20 protein-coding genes and 1 riboswitch are annotated in these 25407 nt (G+C 41.8%); of the genes, 3 read left to right on the plus strand and 17 right to left on the minus strand.

From position 1 onward, the window contains the following. Positions 1–41 precede the first annotated feature (41 nt). A riboswitch (THF riboswitch) is annotated at positions 42–138 on the plus strand. Positions 139–201: 63 nt separating this feature from the next. The 3 genes from BM377_RS07725 to BM377_RS07735 all read left to right on the plus strand — a co-directional run bounded on the left by BM377_RS07725 (position 202) and on the right by BM377_RS07735 (position 2850). Continuing rightward, positions 202–717 carry a folate family ECF transporter S component gene (locus tag BM377_RS07725; RefSeq protein WP_092246271.1) on the plus strand — a complete coding sequence of 172 codons (516 nt, stop codon included), beginning with the start codon at positions 202–204 and terminating at the stop codon, positions 715–717. Next, entirely contained in the window at positions 704–1987 is a 1284-nt protein-coding gene (locus BM377_RS07730; protein WP_092246275.1) for a bifunctional folylpolyglutamate synthase/dihydrofolate synthase, read from the plus strand. Before BM377_RS07725 ends, BM377_RS07730 begins: the two co-directional genes overlap by 14 nt. A gap of 212 nt (positions 1988–2199) precedes the next feature. Beyond that, positions 2200–2850: a hypothetical protein gene (locus BM377_RS07735; protein ID WP_092246278.1), complete on the plus strand. Its 651-nt coding sequence runs from the start codon at positions 2200–2202 to the stop codon at positions 2848–2850. A 2-nt stretch (positions 2851–2852) separates the two neighbouring features. Here the strand turns inward: BM377_RS07735 and BM377_RS07740 are convergent, their stop codons facing one another. The 17 genes from BM377_RS07740 to BM377_RS07820 form a co-directional block, all read right to left on the minus strand. Continuing rightward, positions 2853–3989: a YibE/F family protein gene (locus BM377_RS07740; protein ID WP_092246281.1), complete on the minus strand. Its 1137-nt coding sequence runs from the start codon at positions 3987–3989 to the stop codon at positions 2853–2855. A gap of 3 nt (positions 3990–3992) precedes the next feature. Beyond that, a complete protein-coding gene (locus BM377_RS07745; RefSeq protein WP_092246284.1) occupies positions 3993–10460 on the minus strand; it encodes a CehA/McbA family metallohydrolase in 6468 nt (2155 codons plus the stop codon). A 205-nt stretch (positions 10461–10665) separates the two neighbouring features. Then, positions 10666–11352, minus strand: coding sequence for a DUF3592 domain-containing protein (locus BM377_RS07750; RefSeq protein ID WP_092246287.1), 687 nt, complete (start codon positions 11350–11352; stop codon positions 10666–10668). A 41-nt stretch (positions 11353–11393) separates the two neighbouring features. After that, entirely contained in the window at positions 11394–13277 is a 1884-nt protein-coding gene (locus BM377_RS07755; protein WP_092246290.1) for a discoidin domain-containing protein, read from the minus strand. A 15-nt stretch (positions 13278–13292) separates the two neighbouring features. Next, positions 13293–14399 (minus strand): ABC transporter ATP-binding protein, encoded by a 1107-nt coding sequence (locus BM377_RS07760; RefSeq protein WP_092246294.1) that lies wholly within the window; start codon positions 14397–14399, stop codon positions 13293–13295. Positions 14400–14413: 14 nt separating this feature from the next. Continuing rightward, on the minus strand, positions 14414–16237 hold the full coding sequence (locus BM377_RS07765) for an ABC transporter permease (RefSeq protein WP_092246297.1): 1824 nt from the start codon (positions 16235–16237) through the stop codon (positions 14414–14416). 70 nt (positions 16238–16307) lie between these two features. Continuing rightward, positions 16308–17591: a hypothetical protein gene (locus BM377_RS07770; RefSeq protein ID WP_092246300.1), complete on the minus strand. Its 1284-nt coding sequence runs from the start codon at positions 17589–17591 to the stop codon at positions 16308–16310. Positions 17592–17638: 47 nt separating this feature from the next. Beyond that, the gene (locus tag BM377_RS07775; RefSeq protein WP_092246303.1) at positions 17639–18367 is read right to left on the minus strand and encodes a GntR family transcriptional regulator; all 729 of its coding nucleotides are present in this window, start codon (positions 18365–18367) and stop codon (positions 17639–17641) included. 124 nt (positions 18368–18491) lie between these two features. Next, positions 18492–19025 (minus strand): GNAT family N-acetyltransferase, encoded by a 534-nt coding sequence (locus BM377_RS07780; RefSeq protein ID WP_092246306.1) that lies wholly within the window; start codon positions 19023–19025, stop codon positions 18492–18494. Positions 19026–19036: 11 nt separating this feature from the next. Then, positions 19037–19753 carry an SAM-dependent methyltransferase gene (locus tag BM377_RS07785; RefSeq protein WP_242948121.1) on the minus strand — a complete coding sequence of 239 codons (717 nt, stop codon included), beginning with the start codon at positions 19751–19753 and terminating at the stop codon, positions 19037–19039. 15 nt (positions 19754–19768) lie between these two features. Then, positions 19769–20776: a ribosome small subunit-dependent GTPase A gene (rsgA, locus tag BM377_RS07790; protein ID WP_177223830.1), complete on the minus strand. Its 1008-nt coding sequence runs from the start codon at positions 20774–20776 to the stop codon at positions 19769–19771. Between the two features lie 274 nt (positions 20777–21050). Beyond that, positions 21051–21722 (minus strand): helix-turn-helix domain-containing protein, encoded by a 672-nt coding sequence (locus tag BM377_RS07795; protein WP_092246407.1) that lies wholly within the window; start codon positions 21720–21722, stop codon positions 21051–21053. A gap of 88 nt (positions 21723–21810) precedes the next feature. Beyond that, positions 21811–22572: a GNAT family N-acetyltransferase gene (locus tag BM377_RS07800; RefSeq protein WP_092246315.1), complete on the minus strand. Its 762-nt coding sequence runs from the start codon at positions 22570–22572 to the stop codon at positions 21811–21813. A gap of 67 nt (positions 22573–22639) precedes the next feature. Further along, on the minus strand, positions 22640–23635 hold the full coding sequence (locus BM377_RS07805; protein WP_092246318.1) for a nucleotidyl transferase AbiEii/AbiGii toxin family protein: 996 nt from the start codon (positions 23633–23635) through the stop codon (positions 22640–22642). Next, complete coding sequence (locus BM377_RS07810) at positions 23636–24238, minus strand: DUF6088 family protein (RefSeq protein ID WP_092246321.1); 603 nt, start codon at positions 24236–24238, stop codon at positions 23636–23638. A gap of 60 nt (positions 24239–24298) precedes the next feature. Then, positions 24299–25072, minus strand: a complete 774-nt coding sequence (locus BM377_RS07815; RefSeq protein ID WP_092246325.1) for a metallophosphoesterase family protein — start codon at positions 25070–25072, stop codon at positions 24299–24301. Positions 25073–25118: 46 nt separating this feature from the next. Continuing rightward, a complete protein-coding gene (locus BM377_RS07820) occupies positions 25119–25394 on the minus strand; it encodes a helix-turn-helix domain-containing protein (RefSeq protein ID WP_092246328.1) in 276 nt (91 codons plus the stop codon). Positions 25395–25407 lie beyond the last annotated feature (13 nt).

Consider the following 25407-nt stretch of genomic DNA (forward strand, 5'->3'; position numbering starts at 1 on the left):
ATTAATCCGAGTTACACCTATAATACAGAAGAAATTAAGAATGCAGAGTAGACTGTAAAGCGTCAAGTGCTAAGTGAACAGGGAGTTGTCATTTAGACGAAGGTTTTGTCCGCGGTTTTATGGTCGCATCCCGCTGCTACATAGCGAAGTGTTAAGCACCTCCGTTGTAGTAAAAAGGAAACTGCAAGGAGGTGTATTTATATGAATAAATTAAAAGAAACAAGAATACTCACCCTTGCTGCCATGCTCACGGCAGTAGGAATAATACTGGGATTATTTAAGATTCCCATCAGCCAGATCATTGAGATCCGCTTCGGGTCACTCCCGATCGCTGTAGCCGGCATGTCCCTCGGCCCCGGAATCGCAGCTGTTGTCGGCGCACTTATTGATATCGGAGGCTACCTCGTAAAACCCACAGGCCCCTTTTTCCCCGGTTTTACCATAAGCGGAATTGTAAGCGGCCTTATCTTCGGAGCAATCCTTTATAAAAAAGAGCTCCATCCCGTAAGAATACTCGTTGCTTTACTTATCCATACTCTTGTTGTCGGAATTATCATGAATACATTCTGGCTTGACTTCATGTACATCAAAAAAGGCTTTTTTATCACACTTATGGCGAGACTTCCTAAAGAACTGGCCATGATACCGATCAACTACATCTTATTATCAATTTTCTTATTTGCAATATCCAGGATCAAAGATTATGCAGAAGTATAACTATAAAGAGGCAATTTCTTTTTTTGAGGAATTGCCTCATTTTGAACCACCAAAAGATAATAAAGATCCAAAGAAAGATTTCTTTTCATTGGACGCCGAGCTTTCTCTTCTTGAGAAGCTCGGCAACCCCCAATACGGGCTAAGATATATTCATGTTGCGGGCACCAACGGAAAAGGGTCTACCGTCGCTTACATAACATCAATCCTTTTGGAAGCCGGAAAGACCGTCGGAACTTTTGCTTCTCCTTTTTTATTTAGGTACAACGAACTCTTTAAGGTAAATAACGTTGATATCACGGATGAGGATTTTGCGGAAATCTTTTCCATGGTAAAGCCCGCTTATGACGAGCTTGCCTCTGAAGGAATATATCCAAGCGAATATGAGATTCTGACCTCAATGTCTTTTCTTTATTTTAGGGAAAAGAACTGCAATATCGTTGTTATGGAAGTAAGTCTCGGCGGACGTGTTGATACGACCAACGTAATCCCGGCTCCGTTTGCTACGGTTATAACTCCGATCAGCTACGATCACATGTCGATCCTCGGAAACACACTTACCGAGATTGCTACCGAGAAAGCGGGGATAATAAAGACAGGCACAATTGTCGTTTCTCCTATGCAGGATCGCGAAGTTAAAGATGTTCTTGAAAAGACATGCTCTGAAAAAGCCGTTCGTCTTGTATATTTTGATTCTCCCAAAGTGATCGAGAGAAGTTTGCAGGAGCAGGTGTTTGAATTTAACGGAGTTACTTGCAGAACAAAGCTCCTCGGAACCTACCAGATCGATAACGCTGCGCAGGCAATATGCACTTGCATTAAACTAAGGGAAAAAGGCTATAAGATTTCCGATGATGCTATAGAACAGGGAATAGCTAAAACCGAGTGGTTCGGACGCTTTACGATCGTAAGAGAAAATCCGTATGTCATCATCGACGGCGGACACAACAGACAGGGCGCAGCGGTCCTTAGGCAATCTTTGGAAGAATATTTTCCGGGTAAAAAGATAACGTTTATACTCGGACTTCTTGCGGATAAAGAAGTGGATATTATCCTGGATGAACTTATGCCTATAGCCGATAAATGCTACGTTACCGCGGTTCCGAACAAAAGAACCATGAATCCTTTAGATCTTGCAAAAATGATTAACACTCGCGGCGTCGAAGCGATTATAATAGAAAAAGAGATATCGTACGACCGAATTCTTCAGGAGAATGAAGTTATCTGCATTGCAGGATCTTTGTATCTGATAAAAGAAATTGGAAATTTTTAAGTATAAGATAATCTCCGAGAGGATTCCTTATGAAGATTAAATGTGATTATTGCGGAAATACTTACGAGGATACTTAACATGCATGTCCCGACTGCAGCGCCCCAAATCCATCACACAAGAATGAAAAGGGCCCCAAGACCATTGAAGAATTAAAGAAGTGGTACAAAGACAGGAAGCTTCCTGCTCCTGAAGTAACTCGCTTTTTTATTGGCGTGGATTATAAGAAGCCCAAAGCATTTGGAATCTATAAGGATGATAACGGAGATTTTGTTGTCTACAAAAACAAAGCAGACGGTTCAAGAGCCGTCCGCTATAAAGGTGCCGATGAAGAATACGCTGTAAATGAGCTTCTTCAAAGACTTAAAGATGAGATCGTTCATCAGAAAAACTGTTCCGGAAGAAAAAAATCAACTTCCGTAACACGTTCTGTGCCTTCAAGCACTTCAAGCACGACTAAAAATCAACGCTCTCTCCCCCTAATGGAAATAATTTCCATATCAATAGCCGCGTTCTGCATCCTGTTTGGTATCGCCTTGATCATGAGCTTCCCCGATCACAACGGATACTACAGATATGGTCATGGCGTATATTACAATTACGATGATCATTGGTTTTACTACGACACCGACAATTGGGTAGAGATCAGCCAAAACGATCCCATCCCAAGAGAAATATCGTCAAACTATGACGACTACTACATTTCCAGGAACTGGGATCAATCAATGGATACCACCAACTGGAATGATACATCTTTTTATGACAGATACCACGTCTCGTCGGATAATGACTCTGATTCTGACTATGACTGGGGCGACAACGACACATGGGATTCAGATAATACCGACTGGGGTTCGGATTGGTGATGCTATGCCCTCTTACTATATAGATACGCGCCGACAGCGGCAACGCAAGGTACGGTTCCGATGATTCCGACTGAACCCGCTATAGCTCGTATGATCTCGATGGCTACAAAATCCGTGTTGACGAGTTGGATAAAAGATACTCCGTATGAATAAATTAAGAGCATCATATTGAGTGCACCACCTGCATATGCAAGTATCAAAGTATTTGCCATTGTGCCCATGGCGTCTTTTCCGATATTCATTCCGGATCTAAAGAGTTCTTTAAATCCTGCCTTGTTATTGGCAAGATGAATCTCTTCAATAGCCGATGAAATAGTCATGGCTATATCCATCACAGCGCCCATTGCTGCTATCAATATTCCGCTGATAAAAAGACCTGACATCTTAAGCGCACTTGTAGACTTTACAAGAAGAAGTGCCTCTGCTTCATCCATCTGAAAGGTTGTTACTCCGCCAAGTTTTGCGGAAATCGTTCCAAGAATTGCTGCTATCAGCACACCTGCAAGTGACCCCAGTGCAGCCGAGACTGTCTTTTTACAAATTCCACCTATAAGCAAGAAGCAGACTACAGATGTGACAAAGATAATTGCTATAGTTACAGGTATAGCCGGAAAACCTTTGTATATAAGCGGAAGGAGTACAAAGAAAATCGCAAGCACTGTATATAAAAGTCCGACAAATGCCTTTAGTCCCTGCTTACCTCCCATAAGTAACAGCACAGCAAAAAATACTATCACAAGCCCTATCGTTAACGGAATGCGATTGTAATTGTATATGCTTACGGAATAGGTATGTTCTGCTGATGTATCAATTCTGACGCTTACAGTATCGCCTTTTTTAACATCCACATTGTAGAGCGAACTATAATAATTGGTGACTGTACAGACGTCACCTTTATAGCGGCCTGTAAGGATCTTTATCTTAAGCTCGGTGCTACCCTTCTTTTGATTTTCTACAGTTTTATCTACGACAGTATTATCCTCAATTACAGAAAGAACTCTGGCAGTCTCATATTCGGTGCCGGAGTTCTCTGTAATAGTGTATCTTGGCCTATCGGTATTGGCATAGATTACTACGCCAATACTCAAGGCTATAAATACAAGGACTGATACTATCTTTATCATCAGTTCTTTTTTCATTTTTTATTTTCCAAATATGTGTAGTAGCTTAACCAGCAATCCCGCAAGCTTACTTCCCGATGCTGCGGAAGCTGCTATGGTGGTTCCTAAGGTTACTTTAACTACAACTACAGTTACTGCGGCAACACTTATTATACCAAGTCCTACTGCCACAGGCACTACAGGAATACCGGGCTTATTGTCTGTAGGAGGTGTTACCTGATCACCTAGCTGATCATCTCCGCCTGCCTGAACATCAACCTGCTGAGAGTTATTATCACCACCGTTTCCGCCGTTATCTCCTTCCGATACTTGCGAATTTCCACCTTCACCGGCGTTGTCCTGCTGTGAATTACCGCCGCCGTTTGAATGAGATGAATCTGTACCGGTTGAACCGGTCTGACCTGTTGTTATCTGTTCACCGGTTCCCGTACTGCTTGCAGTTGCGGCATCTGCTATACTAGCGCCACTTGATGCTGCGGTTGCCGCTCCTGTATTAGGAGTCGTATTTCCTGTATCCGATCCGTTAGAATCCGAACCTGATCCGCCGTTACCATGTGACGATCCGGAATTTGTAGATCCGTTATCTGATGAATCGTCGCCACCTTGGTTTCCGGAAGAAGATTCTTTTGCAAGGAAAATATCATCACAGTTACGTACTCTGAATACAGGTACGGAGACATCCGATTTTCCTTCGGGATGCTTGTAAAGAACACCTGCTGCCGTTACATTGGCACCTTTCTTTACAAAATCACCGAGAGTGTTCTTACCTGTAGTTCCGGATTTAATATATCCGTCGATGAAGATTGCAGCCTCTTTTCCCGTTGAGTCCTTGAGCCAGAATTCTGCAACTGTTCCATCAGCGTTATTGGTAACTCTCGTTACTTCTCCTGTTGTCTGAAGAAGCTGACCGCCAAGCTTGTCGTAGTCCATGGCAGTCTTGGTATCAACCACCTTGGGCTCCCATACTTTAGGCGCATCATTAAGCGCCTTGGCGGAAATAACCTTGAGCTCAAGATCTCCCTGATACTGAGCAAGGAATCCTACGATACGCATCTTGGTACCGATCTTAAGTCCTGGAGTTGCGTAGGGGAATATATCCATTCCACCTGTCTCATCCTGGATGTAGATAGTATCAAAGAACGTGGTATTCTCGTTGTCTGTTCCCGATGTTACATAGCCTTCCACTGCGAAGACTTCATTCATCTTACCTTTTCTTGCATCCGCGATGGTGGTTGTTTCGAGATTAACCGTAGCTCCTTGGATGATGTTGTTTACAATAGTGTAGTTCGCATAAGGAAGTGAATCGTTGTTGTCAATCTCTGCCTTTACCTCAAAGTCTGAGAGGAATACTCCACCTCCGACGATGATCTGTCCGCCTGCCTTAGTTTTCTGGCGGGCAAGGAAAGTAATGTCTCCTTCATTATCGTTTTTGATACCGACAACGGCATTCGGTAATGCGCTTCCCTGACTTGCTCCGCTTTCGCTTTTGCAATCCACAGAATATGTGGTATCAAAGCCTTTTACAAGCCACTCTGCTTCATCAACAAAATCTGTTGCCGTAGCGGAGGATATATCAACGGAACATCCTGAGTACTGGCTATATACCTGACCGTTCTTGATTCCTGCAAGAAGATCCGATTCAAGGTTGAAGTTTGTGGGATACATTCTGTACACCTGTCCGCCGTTATTGGTATCATCACAGACCTCATCGGAACCCATACGGATTGTTGATCCCATAGCTGAGAGAAGCTTGTTCTGCTCTGTTGCCGTCTGGACACTTGTTGAATCCTTGTAGTCTGCCAAACCGCAGATAATCACTGAGCCACCGGCTTGCACATAATCTTTTACAAGCTCGATAAATTCATCGCTATAGTGTGAAGCCTTGTACAATCCGGATCTTTCGTCACTCTTGGCGGGAGCTGAAATAACAAGCAATTTACAGTCACTAAGCATTTCGCTTGTGATCTCGTCTTTGATGACTCTCGCACGGATGTTGTTTCCGGCACACAGATTTACAAATGCAGATACATTGTCGGTATAGTAGCCGGATACATAGTCGTTGGCATGAGTGCCGTCTATGATAACTTCCGAAACCATCTTGGGAAGAACATAGTTAACAGTCAGTTTATCCTTGTAAACCTTCTCAACACCGTCAAGGGTTGCGTTCACAGTGATCTGATATGTTACCTGCCCCGCCTGGTCATAAGTATATTTTGTCTGATACGTTGCAGTGCCGTTTGAAGCAATCTCTTTTACCTTGGCTTCTTCACCTGTAACCTCTGAAACAGGTGTAACTTTGCCGTCAACGTCACTGAGCTCAACTTTGATGTTGTTGATCTCAAGAGATGTCTTCTCGTTGTTGTAGAATTCAACGTTTACATCAAGCTCCTCGCCTGCTACGGGAAGAACCGTATCGGTGTAGGTCTTATTGATTCCGCAAGCCTCAACTTCGCCAACCCATACAGGTGCTGTTACGGCGATATCTTTATCACCTTCGGTAACCTTGATAAGGTAATATGAATATGCCGAAGGTGCTGTAAACTTAACTGTTGCTTCTGTCTTATCGACATTAATAGAGCTGATTACCTGTCCGCCGTTAACGATAAGCTCAACCTTACCGATTGCCTTGTCTGTAGGCTCCTTGATGTCAGCCTTGATCTCTACCGTGTCTCCAACTGCTTCTTTATCAAGGATCGATCCCATTACATTTCCATCCAATGTGTAGTAGATGGAAAGATCGTTGTCCTCTGTTGCATAGATACGATAATTTCTCATCGCATCGTATATAGCTTCTTCAGTGTTGGTGTCAGCAAGCATAACCGTACGGGCTGTGTTGGCATCGCCCCAAAGTCCCTTGTGGTTATCCTGGTTGTTGGTAGGTGCAACGTGCCATCCCTTATCAAGTGCACGAATGTAGTACTCGTATGAAGGGAAGTAACCCGAAGAACCGATAGCTCCTTCACCGTTACCAACCTCTATCATAGTAATAAGGTTGTCGTTTTCTTCTGAGTAATACGCAAAATCTTGGAAATCACCGAAGGTTGTACCCGGGTGATTGAACTGGCTGATAGAATCAGGTGCGGTTCTGAGTGCACTGTAGTAATTGTTAAGGGCAGTTGCATATGCGCTGTACTCACTCTGTGTACGACTCTGGAAACCTTCTGTATTGAAGGTATTCATGTGACCAAGGCCGTTGGACCAGGTCATCTCGTATCCGTATGCACAAGTAAAGTCCTCGGTTGATTTCTGCTTTGCCAGGTTGTGAGCGTATGTCCACTCATCGCTTGGACTCTTGTCTACGTTCTCTGTAATCTTAGATTCGCTCTCATTATCGATCGAATTGGAGTGATCGGTAATGATGATGAAATCAAGATTATCGACGTTTTTGGCATGATCGTAAGCATCTTCCAAAGATCCCGCACCGTCGGAAATATTGGTATGTGCGTGGATCTGTCCAAAGTATATGTTGTCCCTTTCGTTTACACGCTTAGTAAACTTGAGGGTAGAAACAGCACTGTCAAGATAACCTTCTTTTACTGCTTTTACCTGAATCTGAGCCGGAAGCTCTTTGGCTGTAAAGGGCTCTGTATATTCCTTCCAGTCATGATGATTATCTTCTGTTTCTTCCTCAATCAGATCGCCTGCTTCGGTATTTCCTGAAGTACCATCTTTATCTTCCTTGGCAATCTCTGACTTGGTCTTGTATCTGTAAAGAATGGTGGCGCCTTCTGTCTTGGTCTTCAATGTGATCTTCTGACTCTGGGCAATGGCACCGCCGTTGGGATTAGCCGTTACTGTAGCAACCTGAGCCTGTTTGTACTGATAAACTGATGTAATGCTGTTTCCCATACCATCTTTGGTAGCATATGCACGGATGATGGCAGGAAGCTCATCAAGTGTTACCTTGGCATCGGCATCATACTTTACTTCATCTCCGCCGTTTACAGAGTAATAAATATCCGCACCTTCGGTTCTGGTAGAAAGAGCTATCTTAGTGCCTTCAGCAACCTCTCCGCTGGAAGGATCCGCAACAATATGTCCGCAGATGTCATCCGAAACAATAGGATGTCCCAAAACCATAACGCTGTCTATTCTGTTGACACCGCCCGGTCCCGCATCTTTATCTCCCTTTGCAGAAAGAGTTGTAGCAGGAACAAGTCTTATGTATACCTTCTCTTTGTTGTTGGCACCCTCCGGAATCTTGAACTCAAAGGACACTTCCTTGGCAGGTGCTAAAGAGGTTCTGGCTATACCATCATTAATCTCACCGTCACCTTTTTTCTCGGATGGCTTGTCGTCTTTATAGACAGTTATGCTGTATTTATAAGATCCGTCTTTGATATTCTTGAAGCTTCCGTCTTCACCTGTAGTGGAATACTGAAGCTGATATGCACCTACCGCAGTATTGGATGAACGCATGCGGAAGCCAAGCTTCATATCCGCAAATCCCTGCGTGGGGAATTCCATCTGAATATAATCGTCTTTACTTACCACACCCTTAGAGCCCATGTAATAATTGGTGGAGCCCGTGTTTGCAGCCGCGGCTGAAGTATATGGCACAGACACATTTCCGCCCACAACAACACTGTACTTGGAATCCGTATCCTTCATGTCGTTGGTCTCGTAAAGATCGGCGTAGATGTACTTATCTGTATCTTCAACCTTAGGATACTCGGCGCCTCCTCCCCACTGAGCCACTATGAGCTCGGTATCGGGATCGCTCTCATAAGAATTAACTTCCTCACCCTCACCGGGAGTTGTATAAGCCGAAAAAACATATACGTTATCTTTTGTACTATTGTAGCTGTATGTTGTAAAAGCCTTGGAATAGTACTCCAAATACTGTGGCTTACTTGAGTTAAAAAGAGCCTTTACGTTCTTAAGTCTGAAGTTGCCGTCCTCAAGATCCTCAAAAGTCCAAAGACCAAGATCGTCTCTTTCTTCCTTATTCTCAGGAGCCTTTGTAAAGTACAGCTCACTTCCTGTTGCTCCGGAAGTAAGATAATACTCCGCTGTTTCCCCGGATTCAGAATCCGTAAACTCGGTTGTAATGTAGTACGCCTCTGAATCATCACTCTTTTTCTCAAGCTTGAGTGTGGCAAGTTTCTCAATGTCTTCCTTGCATGTGAGCACATTGTCACTGTCAAGTTCTACTGCCACAGGAGAAAGCTTTTTGTCGGTAGCGCTGTTGGACATAGCTGCCTTATCACCATTTACAAGGACAAACTCCTGTCCGTCGATAAGAGAAGTTAAGTCCTTGATCTTCACACCTTTTTTGAGCGTATATTCAAAAGAAACTGTCTCACTCTTCTCCCCGGTTTCTTCTTCACCTATTTGAGCATAAGCATGGATGGTGAGATCTTTGTTTACCTTGATGGGCTCTACATATGGAGAATAATTCTCCGTATCGTTTGTATTGTAATAAATCTTCGCATCTTCTGTAGCACAAGTAAGAGTGATCTCTGCACCGTAATCTACAGATTCACCGCTCTTTATTGATGCCTTGGGAACAGATACTTCTCCGCCGATTGTCTGATCTGTAAGCTTGTAAAATCCAAGGGTCTGATCCTTGATATTGCCGGGAAAAGCACCCTCTTTACCCAATTTATATGCTCTGAAATCAGTCTTGTTGTATACTCCAAGATACCTTGTTACGTCTTTTGGATCCACTGCACAAAGGTATCCCTTGTCTATTTTCCACTTTGCGCCCACTTCATCATCGGACTTGGCTTTTACTCTGACGCCGTTGTTATCGGCATTGGTAATCAGCTGATTTGAGCCTGAAGAGATGGTATAGTACTCTTCCACCTTTTCAACCTCAGCACTTTCTTCTGTTTCTTTAGGTTCGGTTGCATTTTGGGGGTCTGTTTCGTCCGCAGTTTCTGTTTTATCCGCAGCGGGAGTCGTGGCAAGAACATTCTTCGCAGCCGTTACAGTGTTCCCTTTCTCTTCCTCGGTATTATTCTTTTCATCCTCGGTATTATTCTTTTCACCTTCGGATTTATCAGTATCATCTTTAGAATTATCTTCTTCAGTACTAATACCGGTTCCTGCACTGTCGGATTTCTCCGTAGAAGCCTCCAGTGATCCCTGAAGCACTTCATCTTCCTTGGGCTCGGAATCATTCTGGTCATTCTTCTTGGACTTAGTGGTAACAGTGTGCTTGGTGATCTTCCATGCATAGTCACCGTCCTTGCCATCAGAAATTGTCAAGGAGCCATTCTCAACAGTAGAAAGCTTAGCTACAGGGCCTGAATTTGTTGCTTCTAAACTCGGAAGCACATAGGTCTCGCCATCCTCCGTAGTCATAGTAATAGCTATGGAATCATCCGCGGAAATATCTTCAAGATTGATTGATGTCCATACATGATTGGTCTTTGTCGATTCCTCTTTTGCAAAAGATACAAGAGAAAAATCACACACACCAACAGATAGTGTCATCAAAAAAGACAACACTAAAGAAAGCGTTCTTCGACTTGCTTTTCTCATCCCTTATTCCTCCACTTTATAAATTCCCCTGTTTATAAATCCCCTCGAACGAGTTGCGTCTTCAACTAAAAAATGACCTATAATCATTCATCGATGAAAAAATGAATGCGCTTATAGGTCATTTCTCAATCAAGTCAAATCGCATATAAAAAGGTTATCATTTATGTAACCTACCGTCAATGAAATTATATTTCATAAACTTACATTAAAGCATTCTTAAAAGCTCCTCGCCAAACGTTAATATAAACAGTCCTATTAGGATCATTGGAATACCAAATGCGAGAAACCATACAGGGAACTGTCCGCCGATTTTTCTTTCAAAATCCGACTCTGCTTCTTTGGGCCATTCGGGATCGTAGTACACATTAATATTTGTTCCCACTTCCGGAACCTGCTTACGACTGGTAGACACTCCTGAACCGCATGTGTATTCTTGGCCATTTACAACATATTTAATCACCGGAGAATAGCTTGTATGCCCTTCAGAATCCTCGGATGATGTCACTCCTACCACAACGCCCTCACAAGTCCCGGTGTATCTGGCTTTTTTATCGGTATTGCTATTACTAAACAAAATTCCTATATAAGTGAACAGTAATCCTCCCACCGTTATTCCAACTCCGACAGGATTAATTCTGAACACATGATAATAGTGATCAATCGCAAAAATTACCAACAACAAAATCGCACCAATTTCTATAGGCGCCAGTAAACGCAATACTTTCAATGTCTGATTTGCACTTCGCACTCTCTCCGGGTCGGTACATAAAACATCGTCCTTAAGCACCTTCCTCTCAATCTTCGCAATCATGAGCATAAAATAACCAAACACTGCAATAATTAAAAACACTATTGCAAAAGGCATTAGCTCAACTATCATCCTTGCATTCACACTCTTTCCTCCACTTGCAAAATCTTTTTCCCGGATAAGTTTTACTTAATCCAGATTGGTGCAGTTACTGCAATCTGTCCATCTTCTCGTACAAGCTTTAAAAAATAATATTTTTGTCTGTTCCAGACTTTTATATTTTTTTCGATAAGATAACCATCACAGCAAACTTTATCTATAACCTTACCATATTCTCCGTAAACCTGTACTTCGGTTATCTTGCACGCGTCATCGCAAGAAGCCTTAACATTAATAACAAGGTCGTCCTGCCATTCGATGATCGAACCCTGTATGTTTCCGTTCATCGAATACATAACTCTAAAGCCGGGCGTTCCCGTAAAATACGTACGAAGATTCTTCATCGCGTCATAGATGTCGGCAGCGGTGAGCCTTCTTATAATTGCACCGGTCCTGATACCGTTCTGCGTTCCCCAGTTTTCTTCGTGATTGTCCTGATTGCCGACAGGCGCAAGATGCCAGCCTTTATCAAGTGCCATCACATAATACTTTATAACATCTTCGCCCGATAACTCCACATTGTTCAATTCGATCGTGTAAGTTATCTTATCCAGTTCTTCATCATAAGGTTCAAAGAAATCAAAATGTCTGTTTCCACAGGACCACGGATGATTCCACTGACTTATAAGTCCGCCATACTCCTTAAGCTTACTGTAATAAGCCCCCGCTTCATCGAATTTAAACTCATATGAATTCAAGAAGAAATCTGCGCAATAAATATTCATATGACCAAACTGGTTGTACCATGTAGTCTCCGAACCATACAAGCCGACAAACTTTCCGTCTTCTGTTGCTTTTTGAGAGGCACGCTTTAAGTCTCTCCACTTAAAGCTCTTGTTACAGTCGAACATCTCATCCAAACAATTGCTGTGTTCGGTGATCCCCAAGAAGTCTAACTTCGCAACGTTTCTGGCATAGTCATAGGCATGCTCTGCGGTTCCGAAACCATCCGTAAGCCCTGTGTGACAGTGCATGTTTCCAAAAAATATCTTATACGGTTCGTCATCTTCAATAAGTTCTTCTCTGTAATCTGTAGCAACCGGTGATAATTCCGGATGCCTGTCAAATTTAAGCCAGTAAAGAACAACGCTCTGGGGAGCATCAATCTGTGTCACAACGATATACACATCATGCTTACCCGAAACAAGCTCTCCGTTTTCTCTTCTTATATCAATCGCAAGTTCCGTAAAATACGTATACTGCCTGCACAGATGGATATTTCCGACTTTCTCCCCCGTTACTCCGTCCAGTCTCACTTCAATATTCACATATGAAATCTTGTCCTTAACGGGAAGACCTAAGCAGAACCTCAATTGATCAATCTCTTTTTCGTCAAAAGACACATCGGAAAATTTAAGTACTGCTCCTGCCTGCGACGCCTTGACCACAGCATCTTCCCACGAATCATCTATCTCATAGTCATCAATCCTAGCAAATCCCGCTTGTATTTCTCCTTCGATTGCTTTTACTCTGTTCTCTGTAATATCAAGATTCTCTTTTACCTCAGAAACGCAGCAGCCATGTACAGAAATATTCTCCACGGTCACAACGCTTGACGCGGAGCAATAAGAAACAGTGATCCTTATAAATCTGGCAACCTTCTCAATTGCTATATCATCTCCTGTTTCCGTAGCGGGCATATCATTATCTTTTTCCATGACAAAATACCAGTTGATCCTATCGGTACTGTATTCCACATGATAATGATAAAACTCTCCGCCATGGCCGGTTATAAAATTAATATGATCAATGTAATGAATCTTGCCCGTATCAAGCATGATCCACTTAAAATACGGATCTGCTTTCCACGCCGTACCCGGATCACCGTCCAGAGCCTTCTGAGGTTCGAAGCCCTCAATAAAGCTTTCACTTGATGCTATGGCCTTGATTTCTACGATGTTTTTACTCACTTTTGCTCTTCCTTTTTATTCTATGATCAACTGTCCCATTGAAATCTTCTGTCCGTCTTTGTCAAAAATGCATACGTTGTTTCCCGCAATACTGCATCCAAGCTCTTCGTCAGTGACATAATCGGAAGCTCCGAATACTACTGATGAAATGATCTCTTCACCAACCTTAAGCTTAATAGTTGTTTCAAGACCTGATGGCAAAGTCGAATAAACACTTGCCTTTATCTTTCCGTTTTCTTCGATCTTCATATACTCGGGTCTGAATCCAACAGTTATGTCTCCGCCGATATCCTCAAGCTTTTCGTTTGGAATAAACTTGGCCTTGTAACCAAGTAATTCCACTTCGAAGTTTTCTCCCGTCTTCGCAATCTTTCCCTCAACAAAATTCATACTCGGGTTGCCCACGAAATCCGCAACATACAAATTATTAGGCTCGTTATAAACCTGAAGAGGCGGAGCATACTGCTGGATCGTTCCTTCTTTCATGAGGCAGATCTTGGTTGAAAGAGTCATTGCCTCAAGCTGATCGTGTGTAACGTATACAAAAGTTGAATCTGTATCTGCATGAAGTCTCTTTAGCTCTGTTCTCATTTCCAAACGAAGCTTGGCGTCAAGGTTTGACAAAGGCTCATCCATCAAAAGAACCTGTGGCTTAACCGCAAGCGTTCTCGCGATCGCAACTCTTTGCTGCTGTCCTCCGGAAATCTCGGAAGGATATCTTTTTTCAAACTCTTCAATCTTCATAAGAGCGAGCATCTCTTTTACTCTCGCATCAATATCTTTTTTGTTCCACTTCATGCTCTCGAGACCGAATGCAATGTTTTCATAAACGGTCATGTGCGGCCACAATGCATAGTTCTGGAAAATAAATCCTATCTCACGCTTATCGGAAGAAAGATTTACTCCGGTTTCCGAATCGAAAACGACCTTATCACCTATCTTAATTATTCCTTCCGTAGGAGTCTCCAACCCGGCGATCATTCGAAGCGTTGTTGTTTTGCCGCATCCAGAAGGTCCAAGCAAAGAAACAAAGTCTCGGTCCTCTATTACCATGTTCAGATTTTTAACTCCGTAAAAATCGCCCCATCTTTTTGTGATATTTATAAGCTCTATTCTTGGCATAATATCTTCTCCTTCTACTGTTTATTGTATGAGCCGACACTCTGCGAAATCGACGCACCGGTAAGCTTGCTTGAAACCTGGTTTATTATAAGTACGATGACTATAATCAAAAGAGTTATCGCACTGGCGTATTGATCGTAACCTGTCTGGTTAAACGCCAAAAGCATGGTCGTCAGCATATAACTGCTGTTAGATACAATAAGCGCAAAAAGGTCAACTTCTCTCATCGCGGATACTATCGGAAGCAAATAACCGGAGAAAATACTGGTCTTCTGAATCGGAACAAGTATCCTGAATATTCTCTTATACCACGGCACTTTCATAAGTATTGCCGCTTCTTCTATCTCCGCAGAAACCTGCAACATCGAATTGATACAGCCTCTCGATGCAAAAGGCAAATACTTAACACCGCCTACAATTACAAGCAGTAAGAATGAGTTATATAAGAATGAGAATGTCTTGGTCGATGCCAGCGCCAAATATATAGCGGAAAAAGCAATCGTAGGAATAAGGTAAGGGAAGAACGACATTGCTTCCACCATCTTGGAAAGTCTTGTTCTTCTGTTTCTTACAACCGAATATCCTATAAAAAGACCTGCGGTTCCTGCAAATACCGAGCAAGCAATTGAAAGAAGTACAAGTCTGAAAAGCGCCATCAGGAAATCTTTTCCTACGAGGATTCCTCCTACCATTCCCATCTTGTATGCATCCAGATCTTTTCCTATCCAGAAATCCAAGGTCCAGTTTGAAATACTGTAGTCACCGGGAACTCTCTGAATAGTCTGAAGCGCAAAAACAATAAGGGGTACCACCGAGAAGCAAACTGTCAAAATTATCATTGCGATCGAGATAGGCCTGTTAGCCTTTTTGAGATCAACAAGCGATACCTGACCTGATTTTCCCGTTACCGTTGTAAAAGACCTTCTCTTGTTGGTGTACTTTTGATTGATCATCAGAATAATGATTCCGCATATGATCATCACTGCTGCAATGATATATGCCTGTCCCATGTATCCTGCGTTTATCATGGCCTTCATTTTACTTGCAAGAGTGTAAAACCTTACCGCGCCTCCCAAAAATACAGGCACTGCATATGATGCAAATCCGCTTGAAAAAACAAGAAGGAATGTCGATAAAAGTGCCGGCATAACGATAGGAAGCGTTACTTTTCTTACAATTCTTAATCTGTTTGCCCTTAGTATCTGTGCGGATTCTTCAAGTGTTGCATCCATGTTCTGCAAAATACCGCCGATCAGAATATAGGCAAAAGGCGCAAAGTGCAAACTGTTTACAATAACGCAGGGAAAGAGTCCGTATACAAACCACTGCGGCATACATAATCCGAACAACGACTGCACAATTCCTTTGTTACCGCTCATTACATTCGTATTTTGGAAAAGATAGATCCAAAACTGCGCGAGTGTCCAAGCCGGCATCAGATACGGAAACATGAATAACGTTCCGATCAGTTTTTTATACTTCAAGTTACTTCTTGTCATCAGCCATGCGGTGACTCCGCCGAATATTATTGCAAGACTTGCCCCAAAAAAGCCAAGCAAAAATGAATTCTTAAAAGGAATATAGAATGATGTCACACTCCACTCACCCGGAGCGAACAATTTTTGAATATGATAAAGAGTAAATGTTCCTTTCTTTGCGCTGATCAGTGTCTTCTCAATTCCCGCATGTACTATGAACATCTCTTTGATCATTGCCGTGATGGGATAGATGGATAACCCCAAGAATGCAATGAAGAAAAAAACCAGCATACAGTTAGCCGGATTGGAGAAATAGGTTTTGACTCTATTCTTGATCTTCTCCAAATTTATAACTTTCATACACCCTCCAAAGACCATATATGGTGGAGAGAAAAACCCTCCACCATACGTAAATACCTTTTCTCTCGGATTAGTTTATTCTTGATGCAATATACTCATAAACGTCTGCGTAGTTTGCCGCCAGATAATCACCGTCTTCTATAACGCATCTGTCTAACCAGAAATCAACTTCTTTATCCAAACCTGTAGAATCGGGAACTAAAGCAATTGTTCTGTTTGAGAGGTAAGTTCCCATGTTGTCTTCATTGTTCCAAGCTGCGCCGCCTTCCTCTGAAAGAAGGTAATTGATAAATAATGCGCATGTGTAAGGTGTGTCTGTATCAGCACAAACCTGAGCATATGTAGGATACATAAAGCCTGCAAAACCTTCGATACCTGCTCCGTTATTACCTGTTGCAGCAATCTGAAGATTTGCTCTTGCAACTTCGTTGGTTCTGAGCTTTGAGAATACAAACAATCCTACGCTTCCGGGTTCACCTTCTGCGATGCCGCCGCAAATACCTCCGTCAGCTGTGTATGTGTAGTTGCAGTTTGCAAGGAACTTATCCAGAAACTCATACGCGCATGACTTGTACTCTGCTGTGTTGTTCCACTCTGTTCCGAAATAAGACTTGTATGCATCACTTAATTTTTTATTCCATTCATCGGATGTAAGCATGATGAGGAAGTTCATTCCAACAGGCTCGTCCGCGGGATTCTTAAAGAATACCTTGTCCTTATATGCTGCCTCCGTAAGCTGCCATACGTTCTTAAGATCCTCTGTAGAGCCGTCGCTCTTATTCATGAAGATCAGTTTTGATACAAAAAGAATTGCTGTGGGATCCTGATAGTTTTCATCAACCACTCCCTTTAATGCCTCAGGGAAATAGTTGTATAAAAGATCCTCTGAAATAAGTTCATTGTTTACTCTGTACGCATTCTGCAAAAGTGCCATGTCAGCACCGTCTGCGGCACTTCCGATCTCAGTTGAAAGTTTGGTGAACATATCCGCCTCACCAATATCAGACATCTCAATCGTAAGATCCGGATACTTAGCAAGGAAAGTCTCTATCGCAGTTGCAGCCAAACTCGTTGTTGAGTAAACAATTGTCTTCTCTTTTTCTTCTTTAGCTTTTGCATAAAGTTCCTCATCTGACATCTTACTTGCTTCATAAAGAATCTTTTCAATCTCTGTGTCAAATTCTGGCACCTCCTCTGCAGGTCCGCTACTCTCTGCTGCCTTTTCCCCGTTTGCTTCGGTTGCTTCTGCAGCCGCAGGTTCACTCGCGGGACTTGCAGGCGCGTCCGTTTCGCCGCAACCCGTAAAGCAAGATAAAGTTAATGCGCATGCCAATACAATAGCCAATCTCTTCATAGCCTTCTCCCTTCACTGTAAAAAATAATCTCCTAACACCTAACCCCTTAGATGCCGTTTTTAATAATGTGCTTTATGTTATATGTCTGCCCCACAAGATAACTTTCGCACTTTTCAATGTAACCGTTCATAGACTTCGTATTTCTTTTGATCTTGAAAACGGCTGTATTGGTGGGCAAATTCATCTGTTTGGCAACATATGCGGGACAGATAACCGCTTCCATTTTCTCCTCAGCTTCAATCGGGTAGAGTCCTGTTCTCTCTTTGATCGAAGGATAAAGACCTTTGCTCTGAATCTCTTCTTCAGTCAGATCTTTGAGATACTTCTCAGGGACATATGCCTTCTCCCAAGCATATATCTCATCCTTGATGGTTCTGGTTCTAATGATCTCAAAGAGTTTCTCTCCATCTGCCAATTCAAAGAATTCCTTCTTTGACGGTGACGGATCCACAACTTCCAGAGAGATCAGTTTAAACTCAGAAGAGATGCCCTTCTGCTTAAGGTCAGCCGATAAAGAGTAGTTACTTACCAAAGTCGCCTCTACTGATGGTTTGGAAACGAAAGTTCCCTTTCCTTGTTTCCTCTTAAGATAACCACTTTGAACCAATTCCTTTAGAACTTCACGTACTGTTATCCTGCTGACTCCGTACTCCTCACAAAGCTCGTGTTCACTTGGGATCATCTCCCCTGCCTTCCACTCGCCCGAGTTGAGTTTCTCAAACAATACTTCTCTTAGCTGATATTGCAATGAAACCGGTAAGTTACTGTCTAACATTTTGCCCTCCGTTCAACTTGTTATAACATTATAATAACATGACCTTTTTGTTTGTCAATAATTATTTTCAATAACGTAAAAAAGAGCCGGTCTTTTGTGACCGACTCTTGATATTCTGTATATATTACTTCTTGTCTAAGGTTGTCCATTCCTCCCTATGTATCACAGACACATGAGTTTTTTCATTCGCTTCATCGGGATATTCTCTGTCAAACTTCATTCCTAATGATTCTGCTGTTTTATAAGACGGTTCGTTTGTATATTTGCAGTATGAATACAGTGCGGGATAATCAGTATTCGTAAACGCCCAGTCCATAACTGCTTTTGCTGCTTCCTTTGCATACCCATTGCGCTGGCAATCTCGGCGAATGTGATATCCTATCTCAGGAAGCATTTTACCTTCGATATTCTGAAGAGTCAATCCGCAATCACCTATCATTTCTTTGGTTTCTTTAAGGCATACAGCCCAAAGTCCGAAACCATTTTCACGATATCGATTCATGTTGCGCTCTATCCACTCTCTGACCTTATTCTCATCAAAAGAGTATGGATAATGCTTCATGATCTCTGCATCTGCAAGGACTTTATATAAGGCATCAAAATCTTTCTCACTCATCTCTCGCAAAAACAATCTCTCAGTTTCCAGAATCTTTTTCATACCTTTCTCCTTTAGTCCTTTCGCTTGATATAGATCAAAATGAAATTCAGAATGTCATAAATTCCTTTATCGAGGAACTCTTTATCTCGTATACCATATTCATGCCCGGATTCAAACCATTCACTCCATGCAATATCGAAACATTCAGCTTCCTTTATAACCACTTCGCAATGCTCGTTGCACTCTTCTTTTAACAGTGCTTCCCACCACGAAATTGTTTTGAACAGTTCAGAATCACCATCTTCAGCCCATGCTTCAAAAATCTCCTTCAAATCCCCCTGCGGTTCTTTCTTCAGACCCGGTATTGCGATCATCGCATATCCGCCCTCTTTTATAAATGGCAATATCTTATCGGCAAAAACACCTTTTTTACAGCCAAAATAATGATACGAATCCACGCTGACAACTAAGTCAAAGTACTCATGCGAAAAAGGCATATCCATCGCATCACCGTGAACAGGAATAATCTTATCTTCCAGATTGTTGGCTTTGATTCTATCATAATTTTCAGTTGCGGATATCCAGAGATCAATCGCAAATACTGTTTTTGCATCTGTTTCATTTGCCACAAACATCGATGTCAAAGCATGTCCACAGCCAAGATCCAATGTCCTGTCAAAGCATACATCTTTGGGACTTCGCCTGATCAATTCCTCCAGTAAGCGAAAAGAATTTGGTCCCATCAAATATTCTTTGGTGAAATATTTTCTGTATTTTTCTATATTCATTATTCTTATCCCCCTTTAATCCCACATATTTCTCTTATTGTTCTTCTTATAAGCTTTCGCCCATTTTGATATTTCTTTTTTCATAGCATAGTTTTTGGTATTCTCTCTGCCAAGATTTTTATAAAGTTCATATCTTTCTGCAGATAACTCTCCGCTTGCGATAGCTGCTTTGACCGCGCAGCCGGGTTCAGTATCGTGTCTGCAATTACTGAATTTACATCTGCACTCCAGTTCAATGATATCCGAGAACGTCTCGTCAATACCTTCCTGCACATTCGCCATGCCAACTTCACGCATGCCGGGAGTGTCTATGATCGTGACGCCATTCGGAAGCTCGATCAGTTTTCTGTAAGTGGTTGTGTGTCTTCCCTTGTCGTCATCCTCTCTTATCTCGGATGTCTTCATGGCCTCTTCACCGATCAATGAATTGGTCAGCGTTGATTTTCCTGCACCTGAAGATCCCATCATGCATATGGTGGTTCCCGGAGTCATATATTCATTTAGTTCATCAAGGCCAATTCCATAAAGCGCGGAGATAGCATGGACGCGCACTTTGTCGGATATCTGCTCCACCTCTCTTATATACCTACCTGCATTTGTGCAAAGGTCCGATTTCGTTAGAATTACAACCGGAATGGTTCCTCCCTGAATGGCAATGCTCACGTATCTTGCAATACGATTGTAGTTATAGTCTTCATTAAGCGACGTGACGATAAAGAGGTAATCCACATTGGCTGCCATATATTGCATAACTCCCGTTTTAGCCTGATCCGGTCTCTGTAAAAAACTTTTCCTCTCACAGACTGAAAGAATCATAGAATCTCCCCGGCTGTTGTACATAAATGTCACATAGTCGCCTACTACAGGAAGCGCCTCTGTATCCTCTTCATAAAAATGTCCTTTTAATTTCGCAGGAATTTCCTCCCCTTGGAACATAATCCTATAGCTGTTTTTGCTGACCTCCGAAATTCTTCCGAGTTTTTCATCTTTCTGTGTTTCTTTTCTGATGCTTGTATTTTTCAATTTTTTGTCTCCTTTTTGATTCGTCTTTTTCATTCATCTGGTAGTATGGAGACCTTTATACAACGGAAATTTGCCTGAAAAAAGGCAAAAGAAAACCGTGACAAATATGCCACGGTTAAATATGATCAAATATTTATCTATCACAAACCGAGGTCTTCATACTATATTCTGTTACAATCTCTGTTCTCTTTACACTCATTATGAATACCTCGCTTTCTTTTAGATTCTATAACATTTTTATCACAGTTCTGCCGATAAATCAATAATTATTGTTCTAACCAAACAGCATTTTTGCCGCTTGTTCCAACTCTCTTCGCTCTTTTGAATCATCATATCCGCTTTCTTTGTCGTCTACGCCCTTTACCGGATCGATAAAAAACAAGCCGTCTCGATTACAATAAAAGAAGATCCTTCTGACTCCGCGAATCTTAAAACGTGCTTCGGCACTCTCCTCCGGATAAAGCTTCACCATCTGCATATCATCGGAGGAAGCTGCGACCACAAAAGAAATGTAATGCTCCTTCGTCATGCTGTGATCAATACGCACATAATACTCATCCTCAACACGCTCAATAAAAATCATGTGATGTTCATCTGTTGATTCCGCATCCAACGGTGAAAGCCGGACTCCATGGCAATGAATAGACGCCTCGCCCATACTGTGGATCACATTTCCGCAGATCGGACATACATAGAACTTCGACTTCAGCATATTTGCGGATACGTTCGCATTGTGGATCGTATTGCCGGATATCAGTTCCGTAACCGAAATTCTGAATGCCTCCGCTATAGGTTCCAGAAGCGTGATATCCGGATAACCTTTAGCCGTTTCCCATTTTGAGATTGTCTTGTCACTCACTCCAAGCTTTTCGGCCAGTTGGAGCTGTGTCATCTTATTCTTTTCTCGCAGTTCCTTAATAACTGCACCTGTAACATATTGGTTCATAAGCATCCTTACCTCCATGCACAGATTGTAATCCTAAGCCAATTAATGTGGTACCTACGGAAAGTAGAGCGGTTTAGTGTCTTATTATTCAGTGTGTCCTTTCTTCCCCGGACACCTCATATGCCGTGTATTCGTGATCAAATTCATATCCAAGCTTTTCAGCAAGATGAACCGAATTCATATTCTGAGCATCCCAGCTTGGATATAATCCTTCATCAAGGCATCGTAAAATAAGCGCGGCACATACGATCGTAGCAAGTCCTTTTTGGCGCGCTTGTTCTGCCGTATCTACCTCTATCTCAATTCCTTCATTGTATCTTGTATATGAAGACGCTCCGGCTACGATCGTTCCTGATTTAAGGATAACCATGCCTCTCCCGATCTCAAGATATTTTTCTTTGCTCCCAAATGCCGAAACAAAATCCCTCGTCACCGGATCAGGCAGACACATGTCATAGATTGCGTCATCAATCTCTTTAAGCTCATATTCATCCGGAAGTTTGGCTACCATGTTTTTCAAATATTCTTTATCAAACTGAGTATCTTTTTTGATAGCGTATCTGGTAACTTTCTTAGCTGTCGGAAAGCACTCTTCGATACAGGCTTCCCACGCCTTATTCTGCGGAGTCATAATAACAAAACCATCCGGCTTATTAATAACAAGCTCTTTGTTCGGCTCTCCCGCATAAAATGCAAAGCAACCCACATAAGCCATCGCAGACTTGGGGGCCTCCAAATCTGTAACAAAGATCTTGCCCATTACTTTCTGCAAGCACGAATAGATCAGCGTTTCTTTCCAGCCCTCAAAAAGGTTCGATGCTTTTGATGTATCTTTTAACTCATAGATCATTTATACAATTACCTCTTACTGTAAGGAAGTTCTGCTCTCGCCTTAATTGGCGGAGTCTTTCCTAGCATTACAGATTATGAATTTCATCCTCTAATTCATTAAGATAGTTCAATATACTGTCAAAATCAGGGTAAGTTCCATATATCATGTTCTTCATGGCAGCATAGTCATCTCTTACTTCATCCAAAATATAGTCTGCAGGCATCAGTTTTATTTCTTTTAGTGTTGCCGTCTCATAATGAGCACTCCTGGCATAATAGAACTTTTGCTTAAATACAACATCCTTCTGCAGTAATTCCTTTCGGTCAAAAGCAGATCCCTTTACCCAGCTATTGGCCATGCAATATACATCATAAAGGTGCCTTGCATATCTTCTAGGCAGAACCTTTCCTTGTGGGAAGTAAGCCATCTTATGTAGTAGGGTAAGTTTCTCCCAGAAAGTCCTCTCAATATCTATAGTAAGAATATCTGTCGTTCTCTGCTCAAAGGCATTTGGATACTCTGTGGCCACAAAAGGCTCAACTTCAGTCACATGAGATGGCATCCATTCAGCCAAAGGACCTATTTCTAACCTAACCACAGGAACTAAATATTCCATAGAAAAGTCTCTCGGGTACTTAAAATTCACAACCATAGGATCATTGGCATCAACTTCAACCCAATCACCATCACCTAGCTTTAAAGCCAATTCCTTATTCAAGGCCGGAACCAGTTCTTCTCTGTAAAATACTGCAGCTTGTGAATTTATTTCCTTGTTATACTGGTCCTGTTTGGTCTTGGATCTTTCATCCCAAGGATTAGTGTCATTAGTAAGCTTTCGCCAATCCAATATCAGATCTATGTCTTCAGAAAAACGTTCTATCACGTGGTAACACTTTGAAAGGCTCGTTCCTCCTTTAAATACAAATACATCTTTGTACATGCAATCGTGGAATAAATGATCCAGCAGAAAACAGACCCAAAAGTCTTTCTCCACAATTGATGGATGCATTTTCATTTTCTCTGCTGTACGAGAAAAAAGGACTTCCCTGTCTTCTCTACCAAGTAATGCGATTTTCTTCACTTAACTACATATCTCCTTTATTACTTTATATATCCACGCCGTCGTTGTTATTGCCTCTCGCAGAATAATCTCCTTATCTGAACTAGACATCGCCTTTGATAATCTTTCTTTATCTTCCTGTTGTATTTTATCTTTTCCAATATACTTAATCGCCTGAATAACAGAAATCGTAATGAAACTTTTCCCGGAAATTTCCTTATTAGCACAGTGTTTAAATTCAACCTGATAAGAACCAATATCATATTTACGATATGGTCCATCACTTATATAGCTCCATGTATTTGGAACTTGTGTTGATAAATGCAGAAAGTTAAGAGCAGTATCTCCTGAAGGAGCAATTGTCCAATTATACTTTCTGGCAAGCGCCTGGGCTATCTTTTCAATATTGGGCGAACTATACTCTCCTAACAGCTTGCTGTACACTGGCTTGTCATATATTCCTTTTATGACTCTTCGTATCGCCCCAGCTTCACAAAGTCTGGATAATGCCTTATTAGTAGGATCAGTCCCTGCAATATCAGCAAAATCTATCGCTGAAAAAGCATCCCCTGAATCTGCATCTTCTATTCTTTTTTCGATTTCAATCTGGTATTTTTCTCTCATTATAGACGCCTTTCGTCAGATAAATTATATAGTTTATCTGACGAAATTGCAAGGTGATCATCATTTTCTTTCCCCTTCTTCACCCACTGTAACCGTACAAACTTTATATCCAAGTTTCCCCATAACTGGTACCTTTTCGTATTTCCTAGTTTCAGTATCAATGATGATCATGGATGATTCGCCAATCTGTCTCCCATCACTATATGTTGAAAACACATCAGTAGATATGAAACCATTTTTCTCGTATATATTTTTAACAGGGGTATGACCTACTACTTGTATATATGTTTCTTTCCTAAAAGCATCCACATCTTTAAACTGTGGTCTAAACCAAAGTGGTGAGTCATCGTTCCCAAGGTATTTATCTGAAGCGCTGTTCATTGCTTCCAGAACCTCATCTATATCCATATTCAGCAATTCAGGATTAAGTCTGCTGACATACTCCGCAGTCAGCCCACCATGCATAAATAGTACATTATCAATCCTATGTATAAACGCAATCTGAGATTTGTCCTGTATGGAATCCTTTAGCTCATCAAGCTTTGAAATCACAGTTCTTTCAGCGTATGGTGAATAGCCTGTTTCAAGCTTACCCCAGGGATAGCTCACATCATGATTTCCATAGCACCACAAGGTCTCAGGATATGCCTTGGCAAAAGAAATAGCCCTATCGAAAGTGTCTCGGTATTCTTCCACGTTGAGCTCCATTCCCCAATCGTCAGGTATATCCATAAGACATACAGCCTTTTCAGCCTTGCCCATATTAAGTATTTCTTCTGCTCGGTCAAATATCCAAGGTTTTAAATGTATATCTGGGATTACAAGTACTTGCATTATTCAACACTCCCCTTATTCATTGTCATTCTCACCGGCTTCATTTTTATTTCTCCTGCATCTTCTTAAGTCTCTCGTAATATGCCTTATATCTGTACGCAGTCCTACGGCTGATTTCACCCTTATCCACAATCTCCATTATTGTCATTCCACCTTCATATTGAATTACGAAGTTGTTATATGATTGCATCCAATGCTCATCGTGCTTCTGTCTACCTGCAAACTTTTTGCTCTTATAATATTTAAGTTCTTCTTTGAGCTTTGAATTTTCTTCCTCAAGCTCTGAGATTCTTTTTAAAGCATCATCAAGTGTTTTGATCATATCTCATCCCTCC

Source organism: Butyrivibrio sp. INlla21, from assembly GCF_900116875.1.
Taxonomy (GTDB): Bacteria; Bacillota; Clostridia; order Lachnospirales; family Lachnospiraceae; genus Butyrivibrio.